16 protein-coding genes are annotated in these 19,843 nt (G+C 71.7%); 6 read left to right on the plus strand and 10 right to left on the minus strand.

What is annotated here, in order from left to right:
• Nucleotides 1-110 precede the first annotated feature (110 nt).
• Genes E1269_RS22245 through E1269_RS22275 form a run of 7 tightly spaced genes read right to left on the minus strand, consistent with a single transcriptional unit; the run spans nt 111 to nt 8,467 of the window.
• Nucleotides 111-1,892 carry a peptide ABC transporter substrate-binding protein gene (locus E1269_RS22245; RefSeq protein ID WP_131898642.1) on the minus strand — a complete coding sequence of 594 codons (1,782 nt, stop codon included), beginning with the start codon at nt 1,890-1,892 and terminating at the stop codon, nt 111-113.
• Entirely contained in the window at nt 1,889-3,598 is a 1,710-nt protein-coding gene (locus tag E1269_RS22250; RefSeq protein WP_131898644.1) for a dipeptide ABC transporter ATP-binding protein, read from the minus strand. Before E1269_RS22250 ends, E1269_RS22245 begins: the two co-directional genes overlap by 4 nt.
• Nucleotides 3,595-4,467: an ABC transporter permease gene (locus E1269_RS22255; protein WP_131898646.1), complete on the minus strand. Its 873-nt coding sequence runs from the start codon at nt 4,465-4,467 to the stop codon at nt 3,595-3,597. The genes E1269_RS22250 and E1269_RS22255 overlap by 4 nt, the downstream gene beginning before the upstream one ends.
• Nucleotides 4,464-5,537, minus strand: coding sequence for an ABC transporter permease (locus E1269_RS22260; RefSeq protein ID WP_131898648.1), 1,074 nt, complete (start codon nt 5,535-5,537; stop codon nt 4,464-4,466). The genes E1269_RS22255 and E1269_RS22260 overlap by 4 nt, the downstream gene beginning before the upstream one ends.
• Nucleotide 5,538: 1 nt before the next feature.
• Nucleotides 5,539-6,288, minus strand: coding sequence for a 6-phosphogluconolactonase (locus tag E1269_RS22265; protein WP_203433977.1), 750 nt, complete (start codon nt 6,286-6,288; stop codon nt 5,539-5,541).
• A gap of 56 nt (nt 6,289-6,344) precedes the next feature.
• Nucleotides 6,345-7,403: a Gfo/Idh/MocA family protein gene (locus E1269_RS22270; protein ID WP_131898650.1), complete on the minus strand. Its 1,059-nt coding sequence runs from the start codon at nt 7,401-7,403 to the stop codon at nt 6,345-6,347.
• Nucleotides 7,400-8,467, minus strand: coding sequence for a Gfo/Idh/MocA family protein (locus E1269_RS22275; RefSeq protein ID WP_162606568.1), 1,068 nt, complete (start codon nt 8,465-8,467; stop codon nt 7,400-7,402). The genes E1269_RS22270 and E1269_RS22275 overlap by 4 nt, the downstream gene beginning before the upstream one ends.
• A 163-nt stretch (nt 8,468-8,630) precedes the next feature.
• Between E1269_RS22275 and E1269_RS22280 the strand changes: the two genes are divergently transcribed.
• Genes E1269_RS22280 through E1269_RS22300 form a run of 5 tightly spaced genes read left to right on the plus strand, consistent with a single transcriptional unit; the run spans nt 8,631 to nt 13,197 of the window.
• Nucleotides 8,631-9,629, plus strand: coding sequence for a LacI family DNA-binding transcriptional regulator (locus E1269_RS22280; protein WP_131898654.1), 999 nt, complete (start codon nt 8,631-8,633; stop codon nt 9,627-9,629).
• Between the two features lie 55 nt (nt 9,630-9,684).
• Nucleotides 9,685-10,848 (plus strand): N-acetylglucosamine-6-phosphate deacetylase, encoded by a 1,164-nt coding sequence (locus tag E1269_RS22285; protein ID WP_203433978.1) that lies wholly within the window; start codon nt 9,685-9,687, stop codon nt 10,846-10,848.
• A gap of 11 nt (nt 10,849-10,859) precedes the next feature.
• A complete protein-coding gene (locus E1269_RS22290) occupies nt 10,860-11,948 on the plus strand; it encodes a Gfo/Idh/MocA family protein (RefSeq protein ID WP_131898656.1) in 1,089 nt (362 codons plus the stop codon).
• Nucleotides 11,949-12,004: 56 nt separating this feature from the next.
• Nucleotides 12,005-12,235: a hypothetical protein gene (locus E1269_RS22295; RefSeq protein ID WP_131898658.1), complete on the plus strand. Its 231-nt coding sequence runs from the start codon at nt 12,005-12,007 to the stop codon at nt 12,233-12,235.
• A 29-nt stretch (nt 12,236-12,264) separates the two neighbouring features.
• A complete protein-coding gene (locus E1269_RS22300; protein WP_131898660.1) occupies nt 12,265-13,197 on the plus strand; it encodes a phosphotransferase family protein in 933 nt (310 codons plus the stop codon).
• 302 nt (nt 13,198-13,499) lie between these two features.
• On the opposite strand, the gene E1269_RS22305 is transcribed toward E1269_RS22300, so the two are convergent.
• The gene (locus tag E1269_RS22305; RefSeq protein WP_131898662.1) at nt 13,500-15,215 is read right to left on the minus strand and encodes an HNH endonuclease signature motif containing protein; all 1,716 of its coding nucleotides are present in this window, start codon (nt 15,213-15,215) and stop codon (nt 13,500-13,502) included.
• 278 nt (nt 15,216-15,493) lie between these two features.
• On the opposite strand from E1269_RS22305, the gene E1269_RS22310 reads away from it, so the two are divergent.
• Nucleotides 15,494-16,057, plus strand: a complete 564-nt coding sequence (locus tag E1269_RS22310) for a dihydrofolate reductase family protein (RefSeq protein WP_131898735.1) — start codon at nt 15,494-15,496, stop codon at nt 16,055-16,057.
• A 99-nt stretch (nt 16,058-16,156) separates the two neighbouring features.
• Here the strand turns inward: E1269_RS22310 and E1269_RS22315 are convergent, their stop codons facing one another.
• On the minus strand, nt 16,157-17,377 hold the full coding sequence (locus tag E1269_RS22315; RefSeq protein WP_162606569.1) for an ROK family transcriptional regulator: 1,221 nt from the start codon (nt 17,375-17,377) through the stop codon (nt 16,157-16,159).
• Nucleotides 17,378-17,455: 78 nt separating this feature from the next.
• Nucleotides 17,456-19,717, minus strand: a complete 2,262-nt coding sequence (locus E1269_RS22320; RefSeq protein WP_131898666.1) for an NEW3 domain-containing protein — start codon at nt 19,715-19,717, stop codon at nt 17,456-17,458.
• Nucleotides 19,718-19,843: the final 126 nt, after the last annotated feature.

Here is a 19,843-nt window from a genome sequence, read left to right on the forward strand (position 1 = left end):
ACCCCCGCTCCCAGCCCGAACAGCGTACGGCGGGACATCTCGTTGCGTGCGTGGATGTGCATCATGACCTCCGTGAACACGAGCGACGGTTGACGGCGATGCTCACGGGCTCAGCTCTCGATGCTGACGCCCTTGGTGCTGAGGACCGAGGTGAACGGCCAGAGCTTGAGGTTCTTGACGCGCGGCTTGACCAGCAGGTTGTAGCCGCCCCAGAGCACCGGGATCTCCACGAACGACTGGTCGCGCGCGATCGCGGACTCGATCAGCAGCTCGTTCTGCCGGTCCGGGTCCGTCTCGGCGAGCGCCTGCTCGGCGAGGTCGATGGCGCGCTGCGCCTCCGGGTAGCGGTTCCCGTCGAGGATGGTCAGCAGCTGGTCGGCGGTCGCTCCACCGTCCCGTGCGGCGAGGAACTGCTCCGCGACCTCCGGCGGCACCAGGTTGATCCCCTCGATGCCCGCCGTCGGCGCCGCCGGCAGGATCCGCTGCGCCGCCGACTGCAGCACCGGCGGGGACACCGAGGTGTTCAGGGCGTAGAAGCCGACGTAGTCCTCGGGCTGGAGCTCTTCGATCTGCTCGATGAACAGGCCGCGCTCGATGTTGTCGACCATGACCTCGATGCCGAGGTTGTCGCGCCACATCTGGCCGATCGCCTCGACCCAGGGACTGGACTGGTAGTCCATCAGCATGATGGCCGGCAGGCCCGCGCCGCCCGGGAAGCCCGCCTCCTCGAGCAGGCTCAGCGCACGGTCGAGGTCGAGCTCGACGCCCGGGATCTCGTCCGAACCCTCGATGACGTCGGGCACCATCGAGTTGCCGGGAACCGCGGGCGCGCCGATCGCGCCGAGCGCTTCCCGGTCGATCGCGATCGAGAGCGCCTCGCGGATCCGCACGTCGGTCAGGACCGTGTTGCGGCTGTTCAGGATGATCAGCTGGCGGATCTGGTTGGGCGGCGCCGACATCAGCTCGCCGGCCACGTCGGAGGTGGTGACCGCCTCGAGGTCGTCCTCGATGCGGCCGGTGATGTCTAGCTCGTCGCTCTGGTAGCTCAGCAGGTCCGCCGTCGTGCCGCCGTCGTTGAACGTGATCTCCCAGCGGTCGAGGTGGTAGTTGCCGGCGTCCCAGTACTCCTCGTTGCGCAGCAGGACCGCGCCCTGGTTGACCCGGAAGCTGTCCAGCACGTACGCGCCGTTGCTCACCCAGGTCTCGGCACCGAGCCAGCCGTCGTTGCCCACCGCCTCGACGGTGGCCGGGTGGAGCGGGAGGAACTGGTAATGGGCCAGGTGCAGCAGCAGCGTCGGGTTCGGCACCTCCAGCTTGACCTCGAAGGTGGCGTCGTCGACGGCGGTCGCGCCGACCGTGGCGAAGTCGGTCGTCGCCCCGCTCATGTACTCCCCGGCGCCGGCCACGCGCACGTTGCCCTGGTTGTACGACGGAGCGTTCTCGCCGGAGATGCCCGGGGTGAGGATGCGCTTCCAGTTCCACTCGATGTCGGCCGCCGTGACCGGGTCGCCGTTGGACCAGGCGGCGTCGGAACGCAGGTGGAACGTGTAGGTGAGCAGGTCGTCGGATACCTCCCACTGCTCGGCGACGCCGGGCAGCACGTTGGTCGGGTCCTCCGCGTCGAGGACGACGAGCCCTTCCCACAGCCCGGTCATGATGATCTGGCCGTTGGAGGCGTTGCCGGCGATCGCCGGGTCGAGGTGGGCGATGGGCAGCATCGACATGCGCAGCGTGCCGCCCGAGCGCGGGCTGTCGCCGTCGTCGTCGGTGCCGCTTCCGCCGTTGCCGCCGCCGTCGTCGCTGGTGAAGCCGCAACCCGTCGCGGCAGCGCCGACCGCGGCCAGGCCGGCCGCAAGGAACGTGCGGCGCCGTAACTGTGGTGTCTGGTTCATGGGGTCTCCTCGGGTACCGGCGTCGCGGCGCGCACCCAGTGCTGCGGGGTGACCTCGACGAGCTCGCCGGATCGGGTGTCGATGGAGGTGGCGGGTTGCCAGGGCGGCGGATCGCTGCGCACCGGCAGTGCGGCGGCCAGCAACGCCCGGGTGTACGGGTGCTGGGGCTGGGCGAACAGCTGTGAGCTGGGTGCGCTCTCGACGATGTGTCCCGACGCCATGACGACGACCCGGTCGCACAGCCGCTGGGCGACGGCCAGGTTGTGCGTGATGAACAGCATGGACAGGCCCAGCCGGTGCTTGAGGTCGTCGAGCAGGTCGAGGATCTGGGCCTGGATGGAGACGTCGAGAGCCGACGTCGGCTCGTCGCAGACCAGGAGCTGCGGCTCGAGCGCGAGGGCGCGGGCGATCGCGATGCGTTGCTGCTGCCCGCCGGAGAACTGCCGCGGGTACTGGTCCGCCCGGTGGACCGGGATACCGACCAGCTCGAGCAGCTCGACGGCGCGCGCCCGGCGCTGTGCGGGGGTCCCGACGTGGTGCACCCGCAGCGGCTCGACGATGTTCGCCGCCACGGTCGCATGGGGCAGCAGCGATCCGTACGGGTTCTGGAACACCATCTGGACGCGACGCCGCAGAGCGTGCAGCTCGCTCCGGCGCGCCGCGAGGAGATCGTGGCCGTCGAAGGTGACCTCGCCGGAGCTGGGCTCGACCAGGCGCATCAGCAGCCGCGCGAGGGTGGACTTGCCGCTGCCGGACTCCCCCACGACGCCCACGGTTTCGTTGGCGCCGACCGTGACGCTGACGTCGTCGACAGCGTGCACGTCGCCGCCCCGGCCGTGGAAGACCTTCACCAGGTCGCGCGCCTGGAGCAGCTGGTTCCGGTCGCTCGGCGCGGGTGACTGGTCCGGCTCGACCCGCAGGTCGATGTCCGGCGCGGCGTCGAGCAGCTTGCGCGAGTACGGCTCACGCGCGTCGGCGATGAACCGCTTCATGGTCGCCGTCTCGACCATGCGCCCGTCCTTCATGACGACGACGTCGTCGCAGAAGTACCGGGCCACCCCGAGGTCGTGGGTGATCATGATGATCGCGAGGCCGTCGTCACGCAGCTGCTTGAGGACGTCGAGCACCTGGCGCTGGATGGTGACGTCGACCGCGGTCGTGGGTTCGTCGGCGATCAGCAGCCGCGGTCCCGCCACGATGGACATGGCGATCATTGCGCGCTGCCGCATCCCGCCGGACAGCTGGAACGGGTACATGCGGATGCGGCGGTCCGGCTCCGGGATGCCGACCCGGTCGAGGGCCTCGACCGCCCGGCGCACGGCCGTCTTGCGATCGCAGCTGCCGTGCCAGCGCAGGTGCTCGGTGAGCTGCACCTTCAGCGTGCGGGTCGGGTTCAGCGCCGACATGGCGTTCTGGAAGATCATCCCGATGCCCGGTCCACGTACCTTCCGCAGCTCCGGCTCGGGCAGGCCGATCAGATCGCGGCCGCCGAAGTGGGCCTCGCCGGACACGACGGCCGTGGCCGGCAGGAGCCCGAGCAGCGCGCGCATGCTGACGGTCTTGCCCGAGCCCGACTCGCCGACCACCGCCAGCGAGCCGTTCGCGGGCACGTCGACGGAGAGGTTCGCCGCCGGCGCCATCGCACCCGAACGGTCACGGAACGCGACCCGCAGGTCGCGGACCGACAGCAACGGCTCGCCGCTCATGCGCGGTCCTCCTCGCCGGTGTCGAAGGCGTCCCGGAGGCCGTCGCCGATCCAGGTGAAGGCGAGCATGGTCAGGCCGAACAGCGTCAGCGGCGCCACGATGAGCTGGGGGTTGCCCAGGACGTAGGTGTAGCCGTCGATGATCATGCCGCCCCACGACGGCGTGGGCGGGGCCACGCCCAAGCCCAGGATCGCCAGGCCGGACTCGGCGATGATCGCCAGCGGGATGCCGAAGCTGGTCGTCACCAGCAGCGGCCCGACGGCGTTCGGAAGGATGTGGCGGACGGCGATCGAGAAGCCGCTGGTGCCGATGGACCTCAGCGCCTCGACGAACTCGAACGTCTTGATCTTCAGCACCTGCGCGCGGATCAGCCGGGCCTGGTTGACCCACGACGCGATCCCGATGGCGACGATGATCGACAGCGGTGAACGGCCCATGATCACCACGAGCAGGACCGCGAACAGGTAGTTCGGGAACGCGTACATGATGTCGGTGAAACCCATCAGCCACTGCTCGACCCGGCCGCCCTGGTAGGCCGCCCACATGCCGATGACCAGGGCGACCGCCAGCGCGACCAGCTCGGCCGCGAAACCGATGAGCAGTGCCGTGCGCAGGCTGTAGATGAGCCGGGAGAACACGTCGCGGCCCAGCTCGTCGGTGCCCAGCAGGTGGCCGTCGGACAGCGGTGGCAGGAACCGGCCGGTGAGGTCCTGCTCGGCGTACGAGTACGGCGCCAGCAGCGGCGCGGCCAGCGCGACCGCCACCAGCAGGCCGACGAACACAAGGCTGCCCAGCGCGAGCCGGTTCCGCTTGAACCGCGCCCAGCCGCGGCCGAGCTCACCCTGCGGTATGTGCTGGAGTTCGCTCATGGCCGCGCCACCTCCACGTCGCCCGGTGCCGCGGGTGATCGGTCCGGCGCGTCGTGGCCGGGGGTGCCGCGCCCGCGGCTCGTCGTCGCCAGCAGTCGGCGCGGCGGCTTGGGCCGGCGCCAGCCGCTGGAGCGCTGATGACGGATGCGGGGGTCGAGCAGGCCGTACACCATGTCGACGATGAGGTTCATCAGCAGGAAGATGAGCGCGAAGAACAGCGTCGTGCCCATCAACAGCGGCATGTCCCGGGTCCGCGCGGCCGTGGTGAACAGCCGACCCAGCCCCGGTATCCCGAGCAGCGCCTCGATGAACACGGTGCCGGTGGCGAGGTTCGCGAACAGCGGGCCTGCGACGGTCACCAGCGGGATCAGCGAGTTGCGCAGGACGTGCCGGACGAGCACCACGCGCCGCCGCCCGCCCTTGGCCTGCGCGGCGACCACGTAGTCCTCGCGCAGCTCCTCCAGCATCGACGTCCGCACGTACCGGGCCAGCATCGCCGTGGGCTGGACCGCCAGCGCGACCACCGGGATGACGAGGTACTCCGGCCCGGCCCAGCCGCGCACGGGCAGCATGCCCAGCCATACGGCGAACACGAGGACCAGCAGCAGCGCGAACAGGTAGCCGGGCAGCGCCTGCAGCGTGGTCAGCGTGAAGACCGACCCGTAGTCGGCGAGCTTGCCCTTCTTCACCGCCGCCATGACCCCGACCGGCACCGCGATGAGAAGCGTCAGCAGCATCGCCGGGACCGCGAGCGACAGCGAGACGGGGAACGCCTCGATGATCAGCTCCTCGACCGTCGACTGCGGGTAGCGGTAGGACGGGCCCATGTCGAAGGTGACCAGGCCCCGCATGAAGGTCAGGTACTGCTCCCAGGCCGGGACCTGCTCGCCGTAGCGCTCGGTCAGCGCCGGGTCGGTGGCCGACGCGTCGCCGCCGAGCTCGCTCGTGCCGGCCTCCGCCAGCTCCGAGAACGACCCGGGTACCAGCTGGAGCAGGCCGAACGTGATGATCGACACCGCCACTAGCGACAGGATCAGCCGGACCAGCCGGCGCGCGAGATAGGCCAGCATGTCACTCGACCTTCACGGGGTCGACGGACATGAACTCGTCCGGAGTCGCGTCCGGGTCGAGGAACAGCCACCCGTTCGGATGGCCGCGCAGGGCGCTGGCCGGACAGTCGGTGCCGATCGCGCCGAACAGCGAGCGCCGCACCGCGTCCCTCTTGCGCGTGCCGGACACGCTCCCGACGACTGTCGCCGCGGCGAGCAGGGCGGGCACGGTCACCGTGACCGCGTGGGTCGGCACCTCGTCGACGGTGGCGAAGCACCCGTCGTTGACCTGCTGCACGCGTGACGCGTGGTCCAGCTCGACCACCTTGACGGCCAGCGGGTCCTCGAAGTCGGCGGTGCCGGGGTCGTTGAAGGCGATGTGGCCGTTCTCGCCGATGCCGAGGCAGACAACGTCGATCGGCGCCTGCGCGAGCAGTGCGGCGTAGCGGTCCGCCTCGGCCTGGCCCGACCCGGCCGGGCGCATCTTGTGCACGCGGCCGGGCCGCACCGCGCCGTAGATGTGGTCGTCCAGGTAGGTGCCGAACGCCTGCGGGTGCTCGTCGCCGAGCCCGACGTACTCGTCCATCTGGAACGCGGTCACGGCGGACCAGTCGATGTCCGGCTCGGCCCGCAGCGCGTGCAGCACCGCGTCCTGGGACGGCGCCGCGGCGAAGACCACCCGGGCCTCCCCCGCGCGCGCCAGCCGCCGGCGCAGCGCCGCGGCGACGACCGACGCGGCCGCGCGGCCGGCCTCGTCGGCGCTCGCGTGCACGGCGACGCGGAGCAGGTCGACGGTCGCGGTTCGCGACGTGGGAGCGGGATGCGTGGTCAGGGGGTCCTCCTCGAGGTCGGCCGGTCGAGCGGTGCTCCACCGCTGCCGGGCAGGTAGCCCGCGATGTCCCAGGTGACCGGTCGCCCGGCCCGGGCGCTCTCCTGCGCGGCCAACGCCACGCTGGTCGCGGCCAGGGCGTCCGACGCCGTCACGGACGGTTCGCGGCCGGCCCGGAGCGCGTCGACGAAGTCCGCGGCGGCTCTGCGCCGCGGCGGGAGTGGCACGTCGCGGGGCGACCGCTCGTGCGTGGCGACGACCAGCTCGTCGTCCTTCCAGAGCACGTCGGCCGTGCCGCCCGTGCCGACCAGCCGCATCCGGTAGTCGCCGTGGTAGGGCGCGGCCTCCGGGCTGAGCCAGTGGGCGTCCAGCGCGGCGATCGGGCCGCCGTCGGTCTCGACGACGGCCAGGCCGTGGTCCTCGAACCCAGGACGGTCGGTGTTGCCGCGGTTGCCGGCGTGGCCGCGGACCTGGCCGCTGCTCACGCCGGTGAGGTGCAGCAGCAGGTCGATGTCGTGCACCGTGAGGTCGTTGAGGATCCCGCCGTACGACGCCGCGTCGAACATCCAGTCCGGCCTGCGGTGCCGGGTCAGCTTGTGCGGCCCGGTCGCCGTGACCATCGTGATCTCGCCGAGCTCGGCCTGGGCGAGTACCTCCGACAGCGCGAGGGTCGACGCGTAGAACCGCTTCTCGAAGGCGATCGAGAGCAGCCGGTCGCCGCCCCTCCAGGCGGCGTGGATGGCATCGAGGTCGGCACGTGTGGTGCACAAGGGCTTGTCCGCCAGCACGTGGTGCCCGGAGCGGAGCGCGTCGGCCACGATGGCGCCGCGCGCGCTGTAGACGTCGCCAACCGCGATCACGTCCGCGGTGCCCGAGTCCAGGAGCTGTGCGTGGTCGTCGTACCCGCGCACGCCGTAACGGGCGGTGTATGACCCGCGCAGCTCGCGGTCGCCTTCGGCGATGCCGACCAGCTCGACGTCGTCGTGGTGCCCTGCCTCGGCGATGATCGTGTCGATGTGCGGGTGCCGCACGCCGGCGACGGCAAGCCGGATCGTCATGCGTCGCCTCCGTCCGGGGGCACGGCGCGGCCGGTCTCGGCCGAGCGGTAGACGGCCTCGATGAGCGCCAGGGTCGGTACGGAGTCCGCGGCCGTGACCGCGGGCCGCCGGCCCGAGCGGATCGCGTCGACGAGGTCCTGCCACTGCCGGCGGTGCGCGTCGGCGCCGATGGCGGCGGGGTCCGCGGCACCGCTGCCGCCGTCGCCGGGCCCGCCCACCAGGCCGGGCCGAGGCGGCAGGTCGGGCGGAGGCGGCAGGTCGGGCGGCGCCGACCACTCGACGATGCGCGTGTCCCCGACCCGGACGGTGCCCCGCTCGAAGAACAGCCTGAGCTCGGCCGGCTCGCCGGGCGGCGTCGCCGTCGTCGTCACGATCGACCCCAGCGCGCCGCTGGCGAACCGCACGGTCGACACCGTCGTGTCCTCGACCTCGACCTGGTGGGCCAGCGCGGCCGCTTGAGCGGTGACGCTCACCGCGGGGCCGAGGAACCAGGCGAGGAGGTCGACCGCGTGCCACCCCTGATTGGGTAGCGAGCCGCCCAGCCGGTCGGCGGCCCGCCACGGCGCGGACTCGTAGTAGGCCTGGTCGCGGAACCAGTGCAGGCGCACCTCGCCGAGCAGCGGCGCGCCGAAGCCTCCCCCGTGGACGGCTTCGGCCAGGTACGCCAGTTGCGGGTGCAGGCGGCTCTGCGAGACGACCGCGAGGCGCCGGTCGCGAGCCTCCGCGAGCGTGATCAGCTCCTGGAGCTCGGCGACGGTGCTAGCCGGCGGCTTCTCGACGAGAACGTGTGCACCGTGTTCGAGTGCCGTGCGCACCTGGTCGCCGTGGAGGCTGGACGGCGTGCAGATCGCCACGACGTCCGGCGCGCACCGCGTGTGCAGCTCGTCCTGCGTGGTGAACCAGCCCACGCCGGGGGCCGGCGCGGCCGGCCCTTCGTCGTCGACCGGACCGTGCCGGCTCACGATCCCGGTGAGCACGGCACCGTCGACGGCGGCGAGCGCTCGGACGTGGGTGCGTCCGATGAGCCCGTAGCCGACGACGCCTACCGTGAGAGCTGATTGCATCCTGGCCATCCCTGAGATGCGAGGAACCCGAGGCGCCACACCGCTCGTGCGAGCGCTTGCATAGACTTGCACCGGGCGCAGAACGTGTCAACGCCTCGCGCGGCATGACCGGCCTCGCGCACGGTCAGCACGTACTCTTGGCGAGGGACAGAGAGGACCCGATATGGCCAGGTCAGCCTCGCTGAAGGCGGTCGCCGCCGAAGCCGGCGTATCCATCTCCACCGTCTCGCGCGCATTCACGAGGCCAGAGCTCATCGGCCACGACACCCGGGAGCAGATCCTCGCCATCGCCGACCGGCTCGGCTACCACCCCAACCGCACCGCGCGCAGCCTCGCCACCGGCCGCACCGCGCTGCTCGCCGTCCTCCTGCCCGACATCGCCAACCCGTTCTTCCCGCCGCTGGTCCGCGCGGTCGAGGACACCGCGTACGACCGGGGGTACTCGGTGCTGCTCATGGACACCGACGAGCACCTCGACCGCGAGGCGAAGCTGCTGCGCAGCCTGTCCGGTCAGGCGGACGGCGTCATCGTCTGCTCACCGCGCTCGCGTACCGAGGCGCTGCGGTCCGCGGCCGAGCGCACCCCGATCGTGCTGGTCAACCGCACCATCGAGGGAATCGCCTCGGTCTCGTGCGGCACCCGCGACGGCGTGCGCCAGCTCGTCGACCACCTCCACTCGCTGGGCCACCGCGACATCGTCTACCTGGCCGGCCCGTCGTCGTCGTGGTCCGACCGCGAGCGGCGCGACAGCGCACGCCGGCAGGCCAAGAAGCTGTCGATGCGCTTTCAGGTCCTCGGCCACTACCCGGCGACGTTCGAGGGCGGCGTGATGGCCGCGGACGCCGTGGCCGCCAGCGGCGCGACCGCGGCGATCGCCTTCGACGACGTCATGGCCATGGGCGTGCTGCGACGGCTCACCGAGCGGGGCTTCGCCGTCCCCGGGCAGGTCAGCGTCAGTGGGTGCGACGACATCTTCTTCGCGGCCATGACCTCGCCGCCGCTCACCTCCATCGCGACGCCCATCGCGGAGGCCGGCCGTACCGCGGTGAACCTGCTGATCGACGAGCTGACCGGCGCGTCGCGCGAGAAGCGCCAGGTCACGCTTTCCGGCAATCTCGTCGTCCGCGGCTCGACCGGCCCTACGCCGGCCGAGCGCGGCTGAACATGTTACGCTCCACCGTGCAAGCGCTTGCACTGACTCACCGGAGGGGCGCCCCGTGCAGGTCCTGGACGGACGACTGATCGGCGGCAGCCCCGTTCGACTGCGCCTCCGCGACGGCCTGATCGCCAGGGTCGAGCCGCTGGACGCCGCCGGCACCGACGTCATCCTCGCCCCCGGGCTGATCGACCTACAGGTCAACGGCTGCGCGGGCATCGATGTCAACGCGGCCGGGTTCGGCGCCGCCGACGTCGCCGCCCTGACACGCACCCAGTGGGAGCGCGGCGTCACCCGCTTCTGCCCCACCATCGTCACGGCGCCGGAGGAGCACATCGTGGCCGCGCTGCGAGCCGTCGCCGACGCCCGGCGCGCGGACCCGCTGGTGCGCGCGGCCATCCCCGGCGTCCACGTCGAAGGACCCCACGTGTCGCCGGAGGACGGACCGCGCGGTGCGCACGACCCTGCGCACGTGCGCCCGGCCGATCCCGATGAGCTCGAGCGTTGGCAGGCAGCCAGCGGCGGCCTGGTCCGGATCGTCACCATCGCGCCCGAGACCGCGGGCGCGGTCGGCTACATCCGGGCCGCCACGGCCGCCGGCATCCTGGTCTCGATCGGGCACACCGCCGCCTCCCCCGCGCAGCTCGCCGCGGCGGTCGACGCCGGCGCGCGGATGAGCACGCACCTGGGCAACGGGATCGCCGCGACGCTGCCCCGGCACCCGAACCCGATCTGGACCCAGCTCAGCGACGACCGGCTGACCGCGAGCTTCATCGCCGACGGCCACCACCTCGACGCGGCCGCGCTGACGGCGATGCTGCGGGCCAAGGGCCCGTCCAGATCCGTCCTCGTGAGCGACTCGACCCGGCTCACCGGCTGCGCGCCCGGCGACTACGACGAGCCGGTCGGCGGCCGGGTCACGCTCCATCCCGACGGCAAGCTGACGCTGTTCGCGTCGCCGCTGATGGCCGGGTCGGCGTGCAGCCTGGACCGGTGTGTCGACTGGGCGGCGCGGCACCTGGAGGTTGGCCTGGCCGGCGCTGTGCGGCTGGCGTCTGACGCGCCCGCCCGGCTGCTCGGGCTGCCTGGCCGCGCCACGTTCGAGGCCGGCACCCCGGCCGACATCACACTCTGCCGCTTCGACGACGCCGCCGGCTTCCAGGCCGTCGGCACGGTCCTCGACGGCGTGGTCGTCGCAGGCGGCTCGCACCACGACACCGGTTGAGAGGACGTTCCATGAGTCGAGACGAGCGGATCCGCACGGCGATCGTCGGCACCGGCCTGATAGCGGGGGTCGGCCACCTGCCCGCGTTGCGCGAGCTGAGCGGGGACGTCGACGTCGTTGCCGCGGTCGACGTCGACCGGGAGCGGGTGAACGGCTTCGCGGATCAGTGGGGCATCCGCGGCCGGTTCACCGAACTCACCGCGATGCTCGCCGCGGAGTCGCCGGACCTCGTGATCGTCGCAACGCCGCCGTCCATCCACCCCGACCACACGGTCGAAGCGCTCGAGGCCGGTGCCTGGGTGTGGTGTGAGAAGCCGCCCGCGCTGTCGCTGGCCGAATACGACATCATGACCGCGGCCGAGCGCGACGGCGGGCCGTACGCCGCGGTCGTCTTCCAACTGCGGTTCGGTGCCGGCGCGAGACACCACCGCGAGCTGCTGGCCAGCGGAAGCCTGGGCCGGCCGCTGGCCGCGCACTGCCAGACGACGTGGTACCGCAACCCGGCCTACTTCGAGCCCGAGTGGCGCGGAAACTTCCGCGGCGACGGCGGCCCGGCGATGGCGCTGGGGATCCACCAGATCGACCTCATGCTGTCGATGCTCGGTCCGTGGCAGGAGGTCTCCGCCTTCGCCGCCACCTCGAGCCACGACATCGACACCGACGACGTCAGCACCGCGGTCGTCCGCTTCGAGAGCGGTGCCCTCGCCACCGTCATGACCAGCGCCGTCTCCCCCGCGCCGGTCAGCCACCTGCGCATCGACACCGAGTTGGCGACGGTGCGGCTGACACACCTGTACCGGTACCGCAACGCCGACTGGACGTGCACCCCGTCCGAGGACGTCGACGAACAGGTCGCCGCCGGCTGGGCGAACCCGTACCCCGACGAACGCACCGGGCACCTGGCCCAGCTGCGTCCCCTCATCGCGAACATCCGCGCCGGCGAGCGGCCCGAGACCAGCGGAGACGGCGGTCGCGCGGCTGTCGAGCTGATCACGTCGCTGTACAAGTCGGCATTCACCGGGCAAACCGTCAAGCGCGGCGACGTCAGCACCGACGACCCCTTCTACCACCGCCTCGACGGAGGACGCGGCCACGACTGACGTCCGGATGGTGGACCGGTCCCCAGTCGTGCCGGCACGGACGGCAGGGTCTGGTCGTGGGCACCTGGTTCGGAGCGGTCCGGATGCCGGCCGGCATCCCGGTCTCCGACGACATCGTCGCGGCGGCGCTCGAGCACGCCGGGAGCCCGACGAGCTCGGCATCCCCTCGGGGAGAATGCGCCGCCGACCAGCTCGCCGCGGACGAGAAGTGGCTCGACGTCCCCCATGATGCGTGGCTATCCGCCGCCTACCGGCCGCTGCCGAACGATCCCTCGACCATCGCCTGACGAGGCCGACCTCCGGCTAGGGTGACCGGATGCCTGGCGGAGCCACCCTTACGCCGGCCGCGGTGATCGCCGCCGGCTCACGCGTCCTCGGTCAGGAACTCCGGGCGGCGACCCGGGTGCCGCTCGGCTGGGGTGGCGAGAACTGGCGTGTCCAGGCTGTCACCGGTGAGCGGTTTTTGGTCAAAGCCGGGGAGCCGGAGTCCGCCCGCAAGTGGTCCGCCACGAGGATCGCCTACGACCTCGCTCGGCAGGCCGGAGTCCCGGTGCCTCGTCACCTCCGTCTCGAGTCCCGGTGCCCCGAGGCCGGCGGTGCGGCGCTGCGGGTCTTCAGCTGGGTGGACGGAGTCGACGCAAGCTCCGTACTGGAGGATGCGACTGTCGTGCCCACGTTCTTCGGCGAGCTCGGCAGCGCGCTGCGACGGCTGCATTCCATCCAGGTCGCGCGCTTCTCCTCGCGGCTGGACGGGTCAGCTCCGTCGTTCGGCAGCTGGGGCGAGTACGTGGAGTACCGGTTGCCGCAGATCGCCGAGCGCGTGGCCGCGACTGGAGCGTTCACGCCCGTCGAGTTCGCGACCGTCACCGATCGCATCATCGGACTCACCGGGCTGGTCAACGAGGTCGTCAGCCCATCGCTGTGCCACCGCGACCTGTACCTCGACAACCTCCTCGCCACCGAGGACGGCCACCTGGCCGCCCTGCTCGACTTCGACCTGGCCGAGGCCTGGGATGCCGCCGTCGACCTGGTCAAGCTCCGCTGGCTGGTGTTCCCGGCTCGCCCAGGTGCCCAGGCCGCCTTCGACGCGACCTACCACGGCTCAGATCCGCCACCGCTCTGGGAACACCGCATCCGGCTGACCTCACTGCTCGAACTGACGAACACCGTCGCCAACGCGCGCGCCAAAGGCGACGCACGCTACGAAGCCGTGGCCAGGACGCAACTGCGCGCCATCACCCCGCTGTGACGACAGAACGCCCGCCAGCTGCCGGTGCGGCACGCCACCGACCGGGTCTGTCAGCCGATGCTGCTGGTGCGGCTCGGCGGCCTCCTGGACCAAGCGCTGAGCGAACATCGCGGCCCAGTCGCACCCGGCGCGATCCTGCGGTCGAGGACGTCCTGCCGATGACGGACGCGCCGAGCCTCGGGCGCGTGCGTTCCAGCGGGCGGCTGCACCGGGTGGACCCGGCGTCCGCCGCATCGGCCGCGCTCGAGGTCGCCGAGTTCAACCCGCTGTTGGAACGCCTCGGCGTCGGCACGACGACAACCTCAACGGTCGCTGGCAATCGGCCGTTGGTCGGGCGGGCCCCTGAGCGAGCATGGCCTGAATTCACCCAGTGAGATGGGTGGTGGATGGGGTGGGGTGCGGGTGGTGGGGCCGATGGGTTCGGGTGGTTTGTCGTAGGTGTGGCCGGTGGGGCTGGTCCATCGGGTGGTGCCGTTGACCAGTCGGGTGATCGCATAACCGGTGTGGTGTTTGAGCAGGTGGTGGTGGCGGCACAGGGGTTGGCAGTTGCAGGCGCTGGTCGGCCCGCCCGCACCGTGAGCGACCCGGTGGTCGATGTCACAGCCGATGGCGCTTCGGTGACACCCAGGCGTGCGGCAGGTCCGGTCCCGGAGGACGACGTGGTCGATAAGTGACTGCGTCGGTCGGTATCTCATGCGGCCGTGATCGACATAGTGGCCACTGGCGGGGTGGGTGCGGACCCATTGCCAGATCCCGGCGGCGGCGAGGTGGCGGGCGGTGTGTGCGGGGATCGGGCCGTAGCCGTCCAGGTGAGCCGGCTCGTCGGTGAGCCCGATCAGGGAACGCAGCGGGAAGGTGACGTGCACCGTGACCGGGCGGCCCTGCGCCGACGCGAGCGGGATCGGCGCCGGATTCGGCGGCGGCGCGCCGAACGGCGAGCCGCGCTCGGCACGGTCGGAATCGCGGCTGATGGTGCCGTCGCTGCTGCTGGTGCTGGTGTGAGTGGGGCAGCTGTACAGGCAGCCGGGCCGGTGCGGGACCGGAGGCGGGCCTGCGCTGATGTACTGGGTGTGCAGGGTTGTCCAGGCCAGCGCGGCCAGGGCGTCGGCGCGGCGCTGGGCTGCCGTGCGCGGCTGGTGCCCGGCGGTGATGTCGTGGCGTTTGAGGCCGTGGGCGGCGGCATCGAGCACGGTTTTGACCGCGATGGCGTCCTCGGCGGGCAGGTGCGCCTCCAGGTAGGCCATCGCGTCCGGGGCCGCGGTGATGGTGACGCCGCGGCGCTCCCGCGCGGCCTGGCAGCGCTGCTGGGTGGTCACCGGGGCGAGCTCGTGCAGCAGTTGGGTGATCCTCCGCCGCAGGGCGACGGTGTCCATGGTGGATGCGCCCGGCAGCACCGCGGCCTCGACCCGCCGCCGGACCTGCCGGTCCTGCCCACCCAGCTCACCGGTGATCACTTTCGCGCGCCGCTCATCGATCACCCCGGCCGCCAGTGCCAGATGGGTGGCGGGGAAGTCCTCGACGAGTTGCACCGCATGCCCGACCAGGTTCTCCGCCTGCCGGGTGGTCGTGACCGTGCGGGCGGCCACCTCCACCGCGGTGATGGTGACCGGGTTCACCGACCGATACCCACACCGGCCGGGCCGCAGCTGCGGGCGGGTACTCAGCTCGGCCAGCACCCGGGCCTGCCCGGCCTGCGCCCACGAGATCAGCCGCGCCCACCCAGCAGCGGCCTCCACCACGTCGTAGGTGCAGGTCACCGACAGGTCCATCGCGGCCAGGCGCACCGCCAGCTCCGGCCCCGGCGCCACCGCCTCGAACGATCCGTCGGCGGCCGGGTCGTCGCGCAGGCCGTCGTCGAGCAAGGCGGTCAGCTCGGCGTCGAGGAATCCGTCGGGAACCAGCCCGTGCGCGGCCGGCAGGTCGTCGGGAAGCTCCCAGGGTTCGTAACTGACCCACACACCGGTCCGCGGGTCACGAGCCACCCACGTACCAGCATTCAGAAAGCCTTCCTCGAACATGTGAACCACCCTACCCCGACCCACCGACAACGTCTGGTCCACAGATCGCTTGCGGCTTGACGAGGGGTTCAGTCGGTAGCGCGCGGCAGGCACACGCGGCACGTGTCGGTCGCCGCCGGCACGTGACCGATCCAGGAGGGCGAACAATCAGCGCGGGCGGCCCGAGGTTCATGGACCCCGACCCCCCGACTACTGACGGGGACCTTACCGTGAGGGCCCCGACACGAACCACCACGGTGCGGGAGCCATCCCCGACCGTGCACACAGGGAGGCTGATGATGGGACGGATCGTGGTCACTGAGTTCATCTCGCTCGACGGCGTCGTGGAGGCACCCGGCGGGGAGGATTTCAAGCACGCCGATTGGAGCTTCCAGTTCGACCGGGGCGAGGAAGGCGAGCAGTACAAGACCGACGAGGCTCTCGGCGCCGCGGCACTGCTGCTCGGCCGCCGGACCTACGAGGGGTTCGCCGCGGCCTGGCCGCGGTACGAAGGCGAGCTCGCCGACAAGTACAACGGGATGCCGAAGTACGTCGTCTCGAGCAGTCTCGCTGACCCGAACTGGAACAACACCCACGTGCTCGACGGCAGCCTGGTCGAGGACGTGACCCGGCTCAAGGAGGAGGTCGCCGGCGACATCTCGGTCGCCGGCAGCATCCAACTCGCGCAGGCCCTGTTCGAGCACGACCTCGTCGACGAGCTCCACCTCATGACCTTCCCCGTCGTCCTCGGCACCGGCCGGCGCCTGTTCACCGAGACCACCGACAAGACGACGTGGAAGCTGACTGAGTCGCGGACGGTCGGCGAGGGGGTCCTGATCACGATCTTCCAGCGGGCGCGTTAGCACCTCTACTCGGTCCGCACCGGCGACGCGCCAGTGGCCCCGGCGATCACCCGGCGGCTCGTGCCGGGCGCTGCACCTGTCCGAGGCAACCGTGAAGACTCATGTCGGGCGCATCCTCGCGAAGCTCCGGGTCCGACTGACCGCCGCCGTCGTCGACGGTTCCTGGTACCCCACGATGAGCAGGGACTGGTGGTACAGCGCGGCGATGGCGCCCAGTGAACCGTCGTCGTCGCCGAGCGAGGGCCCGCGGACGAGCGAGGTGGCGTCGTGCGTGGTGAACAGCTCGCGGCGCAGCGTCGCGACGACGTGGCGCAGGAAGACCGGCGCGACCCGGACGAGCTCGCCGCCGACGACGATCCGCGCGGGGTTCAGCGCAAGCGTCACCGCGGCAAGCACGCGTCCAAGCGCGCCGGCCGCGTCCCGGAGCACGTCGTCGACCACCGGGTGCCACAGCCACGTCGCGGACTCGAGGTCGGCCAGGGACGTCACCGCAACCCCCCGGGCCCGGCACTCCGCCACGATGGCGGGGACGGACGCGACCGTCTCCAGGCAGCCCCGCCTGCCACAGCGGCAGCGCCGCCCGTCCGGCACGGCTCGTACGTGGCCGAGCTCGCCGGCCACCCCGTTGGCGCCGCTGACGAGCCGCCCGCCGACGACGAGGCCGCCGCCGACGCCGTCGGACAGCCGCACGTAGACGAGATCGCGCGCCGCGCCGCCCGGCATCTCAATGGCTTCGGCGAGCGCCGCCAGGCGCGTGTTGTTGTCGATCACGACCGGTGTGCCGAAGTGGTCCTCGAACGTTGCCCGGAGGTCCGACGCGGGATCCTCTCCCGGGCTCGCTCCGTACGGCGTGGAGAACGGGATGCCGATGCCGACGCCCTGCAGGGCCGCAAAGTGCACGCCGGTCTCGCGGCCGAGCCGGTCCAGGAGCCCGAACGCGCCCTTCAGCCGCTCGGTCCAGTCGGCGTCGCCGTAGCGGTGCGCGCCTGAGGCGACGATCTCATGGGCGGCGTCCGCGACCGAGATGTGGACCCGCCGGTGGCCGAAGTCGATCCCGAGGAACTGCCCCGACCTCGGATCGAGGGCCAGCCGCTCTGCCGGCCTGCCGCTGCCACGTCGTTCCGCGGCGTCGGTGTCCACGACCACGATCGCGCCCCGCGCCAGCAACGAGCTCGTGATCTCCGACAGCGTCGTCCGGGAGAGCCCGACCTTCCGCGCGATCTGGCCCCGCGAAAGCGGACCTCGCTCGCGCAGCGCTTCGAGAATGCGTCCCTCGTGCGTTCGACGCACCAGCGCGTGGACACCGTGGGGCCGTGGCACCCCGCGCACGGTAGGTCACCGCCGGATTTCCGTCAACAATCCGACAGAAAACGCCGCTCGGATCCTGCGACCCGGGTCTCACGCTCCGCCCGGCGCGACCGACACCTCGATCACGTCGGTCGCCAGGACCAGCGCGCCCCGCGTCACGACCACCGTGACCTCGTAGGTGCCCTCGCTCGCATCGGACGGCACGTCGAGCTCGAAGTCGCGGCTCACGGTCGAGCCCGGGCGGGCGACGACGTGCGCCGAGGGCGGCCGGACCGCCCAGCCCTCGGGCGCGCGGACCTCGACCTGCGCGGCCGCCGGCTCGTCGGCGAGCGCACCGATCGCCGTGGCCAGCTCGAACGACGACCCCGCGCCGACCGCGTCGGGAGCCTCGGCCGTGACGTCGACGTCCGGCGCCTCGGTCGTGCCGGACAGCCTGATGGCGGTGACCGAGTGCGCGGGGAAGGTGTAGGTGAAGTCCCCCGCGCCCACGACGACGCTCTGCGAGGCCAGCGCGACGGCGTCCCGGTCGTCCGGGGAGTTGAAGGAGAGGTAGTCCGCACCGGTGACCGTCATGATCTCCGCTCGCCCGTCGTGCCGATACCCCACCGGGACCACTGAGGCGTTCACGTCCAGCTCGGCGTCGCGGTTGATCACGACCGCGTACAGGTTGCCGTCCGCGTCCGTGCTGGCCACCGTCGTGAGTGCGGGCAGGGTGTCGCCGTTGGTGAGGCCCTTCTCCGGGGACTCGACGACTTGGCTGGCGATGTGGGTGTCCCCCATCATCTCGGTGAACAGCTGGTACACCAGCGCCTGCGCCTGGGGGACGGTGTCGGGGCCGGGGCCGGCGATCATCGCGTTGTCCGGGAGGCCGACGTTCAGCGACCCCGGAGGCGGGTCCTCGAACACGTAGTCGACGAGCGCATGGCGCATGGCGACGTCGATGCCGCCGAGCTCGATCAACCCGCGGAGGAACTCGGCATCGTACAGGCCCTGGTCGAGCGTGCGGTGATAGTACGGCGCCTCCACGGGGTTGCTGCTGGCGAGATGGCCGTACTCGGTCAGGACGACGGCGATGTCCTCGGCGTTGTCCCCCGCGTGCTGGCGGATGCGTTCCTGCGCGGAGGCGACCTGGGCGACCGTGTTGTCGGCGCGCGCGAGGAACTGGTCGCGAAACGTCTCGATGGGCAGGTCGCTCGGTACGCGATTACCACCGACGTACGCGTGGAGCACGGCGCAGTCGTAGGGCCGATCGGCCCCCATGGCCTCGACGTACTCCTCGTCGGCCGCCCCGATGCAGACGTCGATCTCCGGGTTCGCGGCCTTCATCTCCCGATAGAAGTCGTCGAATCCGTCGTGCGGGCCGGAGGTGTAGCTGACGGTGACGACCGAGCCGGCGGGCGGGACGTTGCCGTTCCCCGCGCCGTCGCCGAACTCGATCCGCCCGCTCGCCTCGTCCAGCGTGTACACGTCGACGGCGCCGACCCCGGCCAGGTCGGTGACCCGGCGCCAAGCCTGTCCGTCGACGAAGACCTCGCCAGTGTCCGGCGCAACCGGCGGATAGGCCGCGAAGAACACCTGGTCCGCGCTCCCGTCGCTGACCGCTGCGGACTGCTGGTAGTCGGCTTCCCGAACGGCTCGCTGACCGGTGAACCGCGTGGAGCCGCCGATCGCATACAGCTCGGCGGCGGAGACGTCGGACTCCCCGGCGCGCCAGTAGAGCTGGCTGTTCAGGTTGGGCTCGTTCGCGACCTCCCAGTACGGGATGTCGTACGGCTGCGGATGACCGTTGCTCGCGCGTACCTCGGCCCAGGCGGTGCCGCCACGCGGGTTCGACCCGACCGGTGCGGTCATGTACTCCACCCAGTCCGCCGCCTCCGCGGCGTCGCCCGTCGCGAAGTTCACGACGATGCTCCCGACCGCGCCGACGTCCTCGACGAAGCCGCCGAACTCGTCGGGCCCGAAATCGGCGGTCAACGGCTCCCCCAGGCTTCCGCCGTGCGGGCTGGGTGCGCGGTCCTCGACCGGGCCGATCGACGCCTGCCAGTCGAAGCGGTTCCCGATGGTGCCGCCCGGGAAGCGGGTCGCGGTGATCCCGGCCGCGGTCACCTGCTCGACGAAGTCCGGGTAGGCCTGCTGCTTCTCGCTGTCCCACATCCCGAAGCCGTCGTACGCGTACCGGTGGTTGGCGCCGTACAGCAGCGGGCTGATCTCGTCGCCGGCAGCCGCGGGGTGGAGGATCACCGACGTGGCGGGATCGTCGTCCCCGGCCCGCGCCGCGCCAGGTGCCAGCGTCGCCGAGACCACGGCCAGCGCACCCACCGCGATCAGAGAGCCTGTCGCGCGAACACCCATTCTCGTCTCCGTTCCCAGGCGGCATCGACCGATGACGGGGGCGGCCACATCCCGGCGGTCGCTCACGCGCCAGCGACCATAGGCAGACCGAATTCTTCCGGCAAGACACCGGACGAAAGCCCGGGC

Origin of the sequence: Jiangella asiatica (assembly GCF_004349065.1) — a bacterium.
In the GTDB taxonomy this organism is placed as follows: Bacteria; Actinomycetota; Actinomycetes; order Jiangellales; family Jiangellaceae; genus Jiangella; species Jiangella asiatica.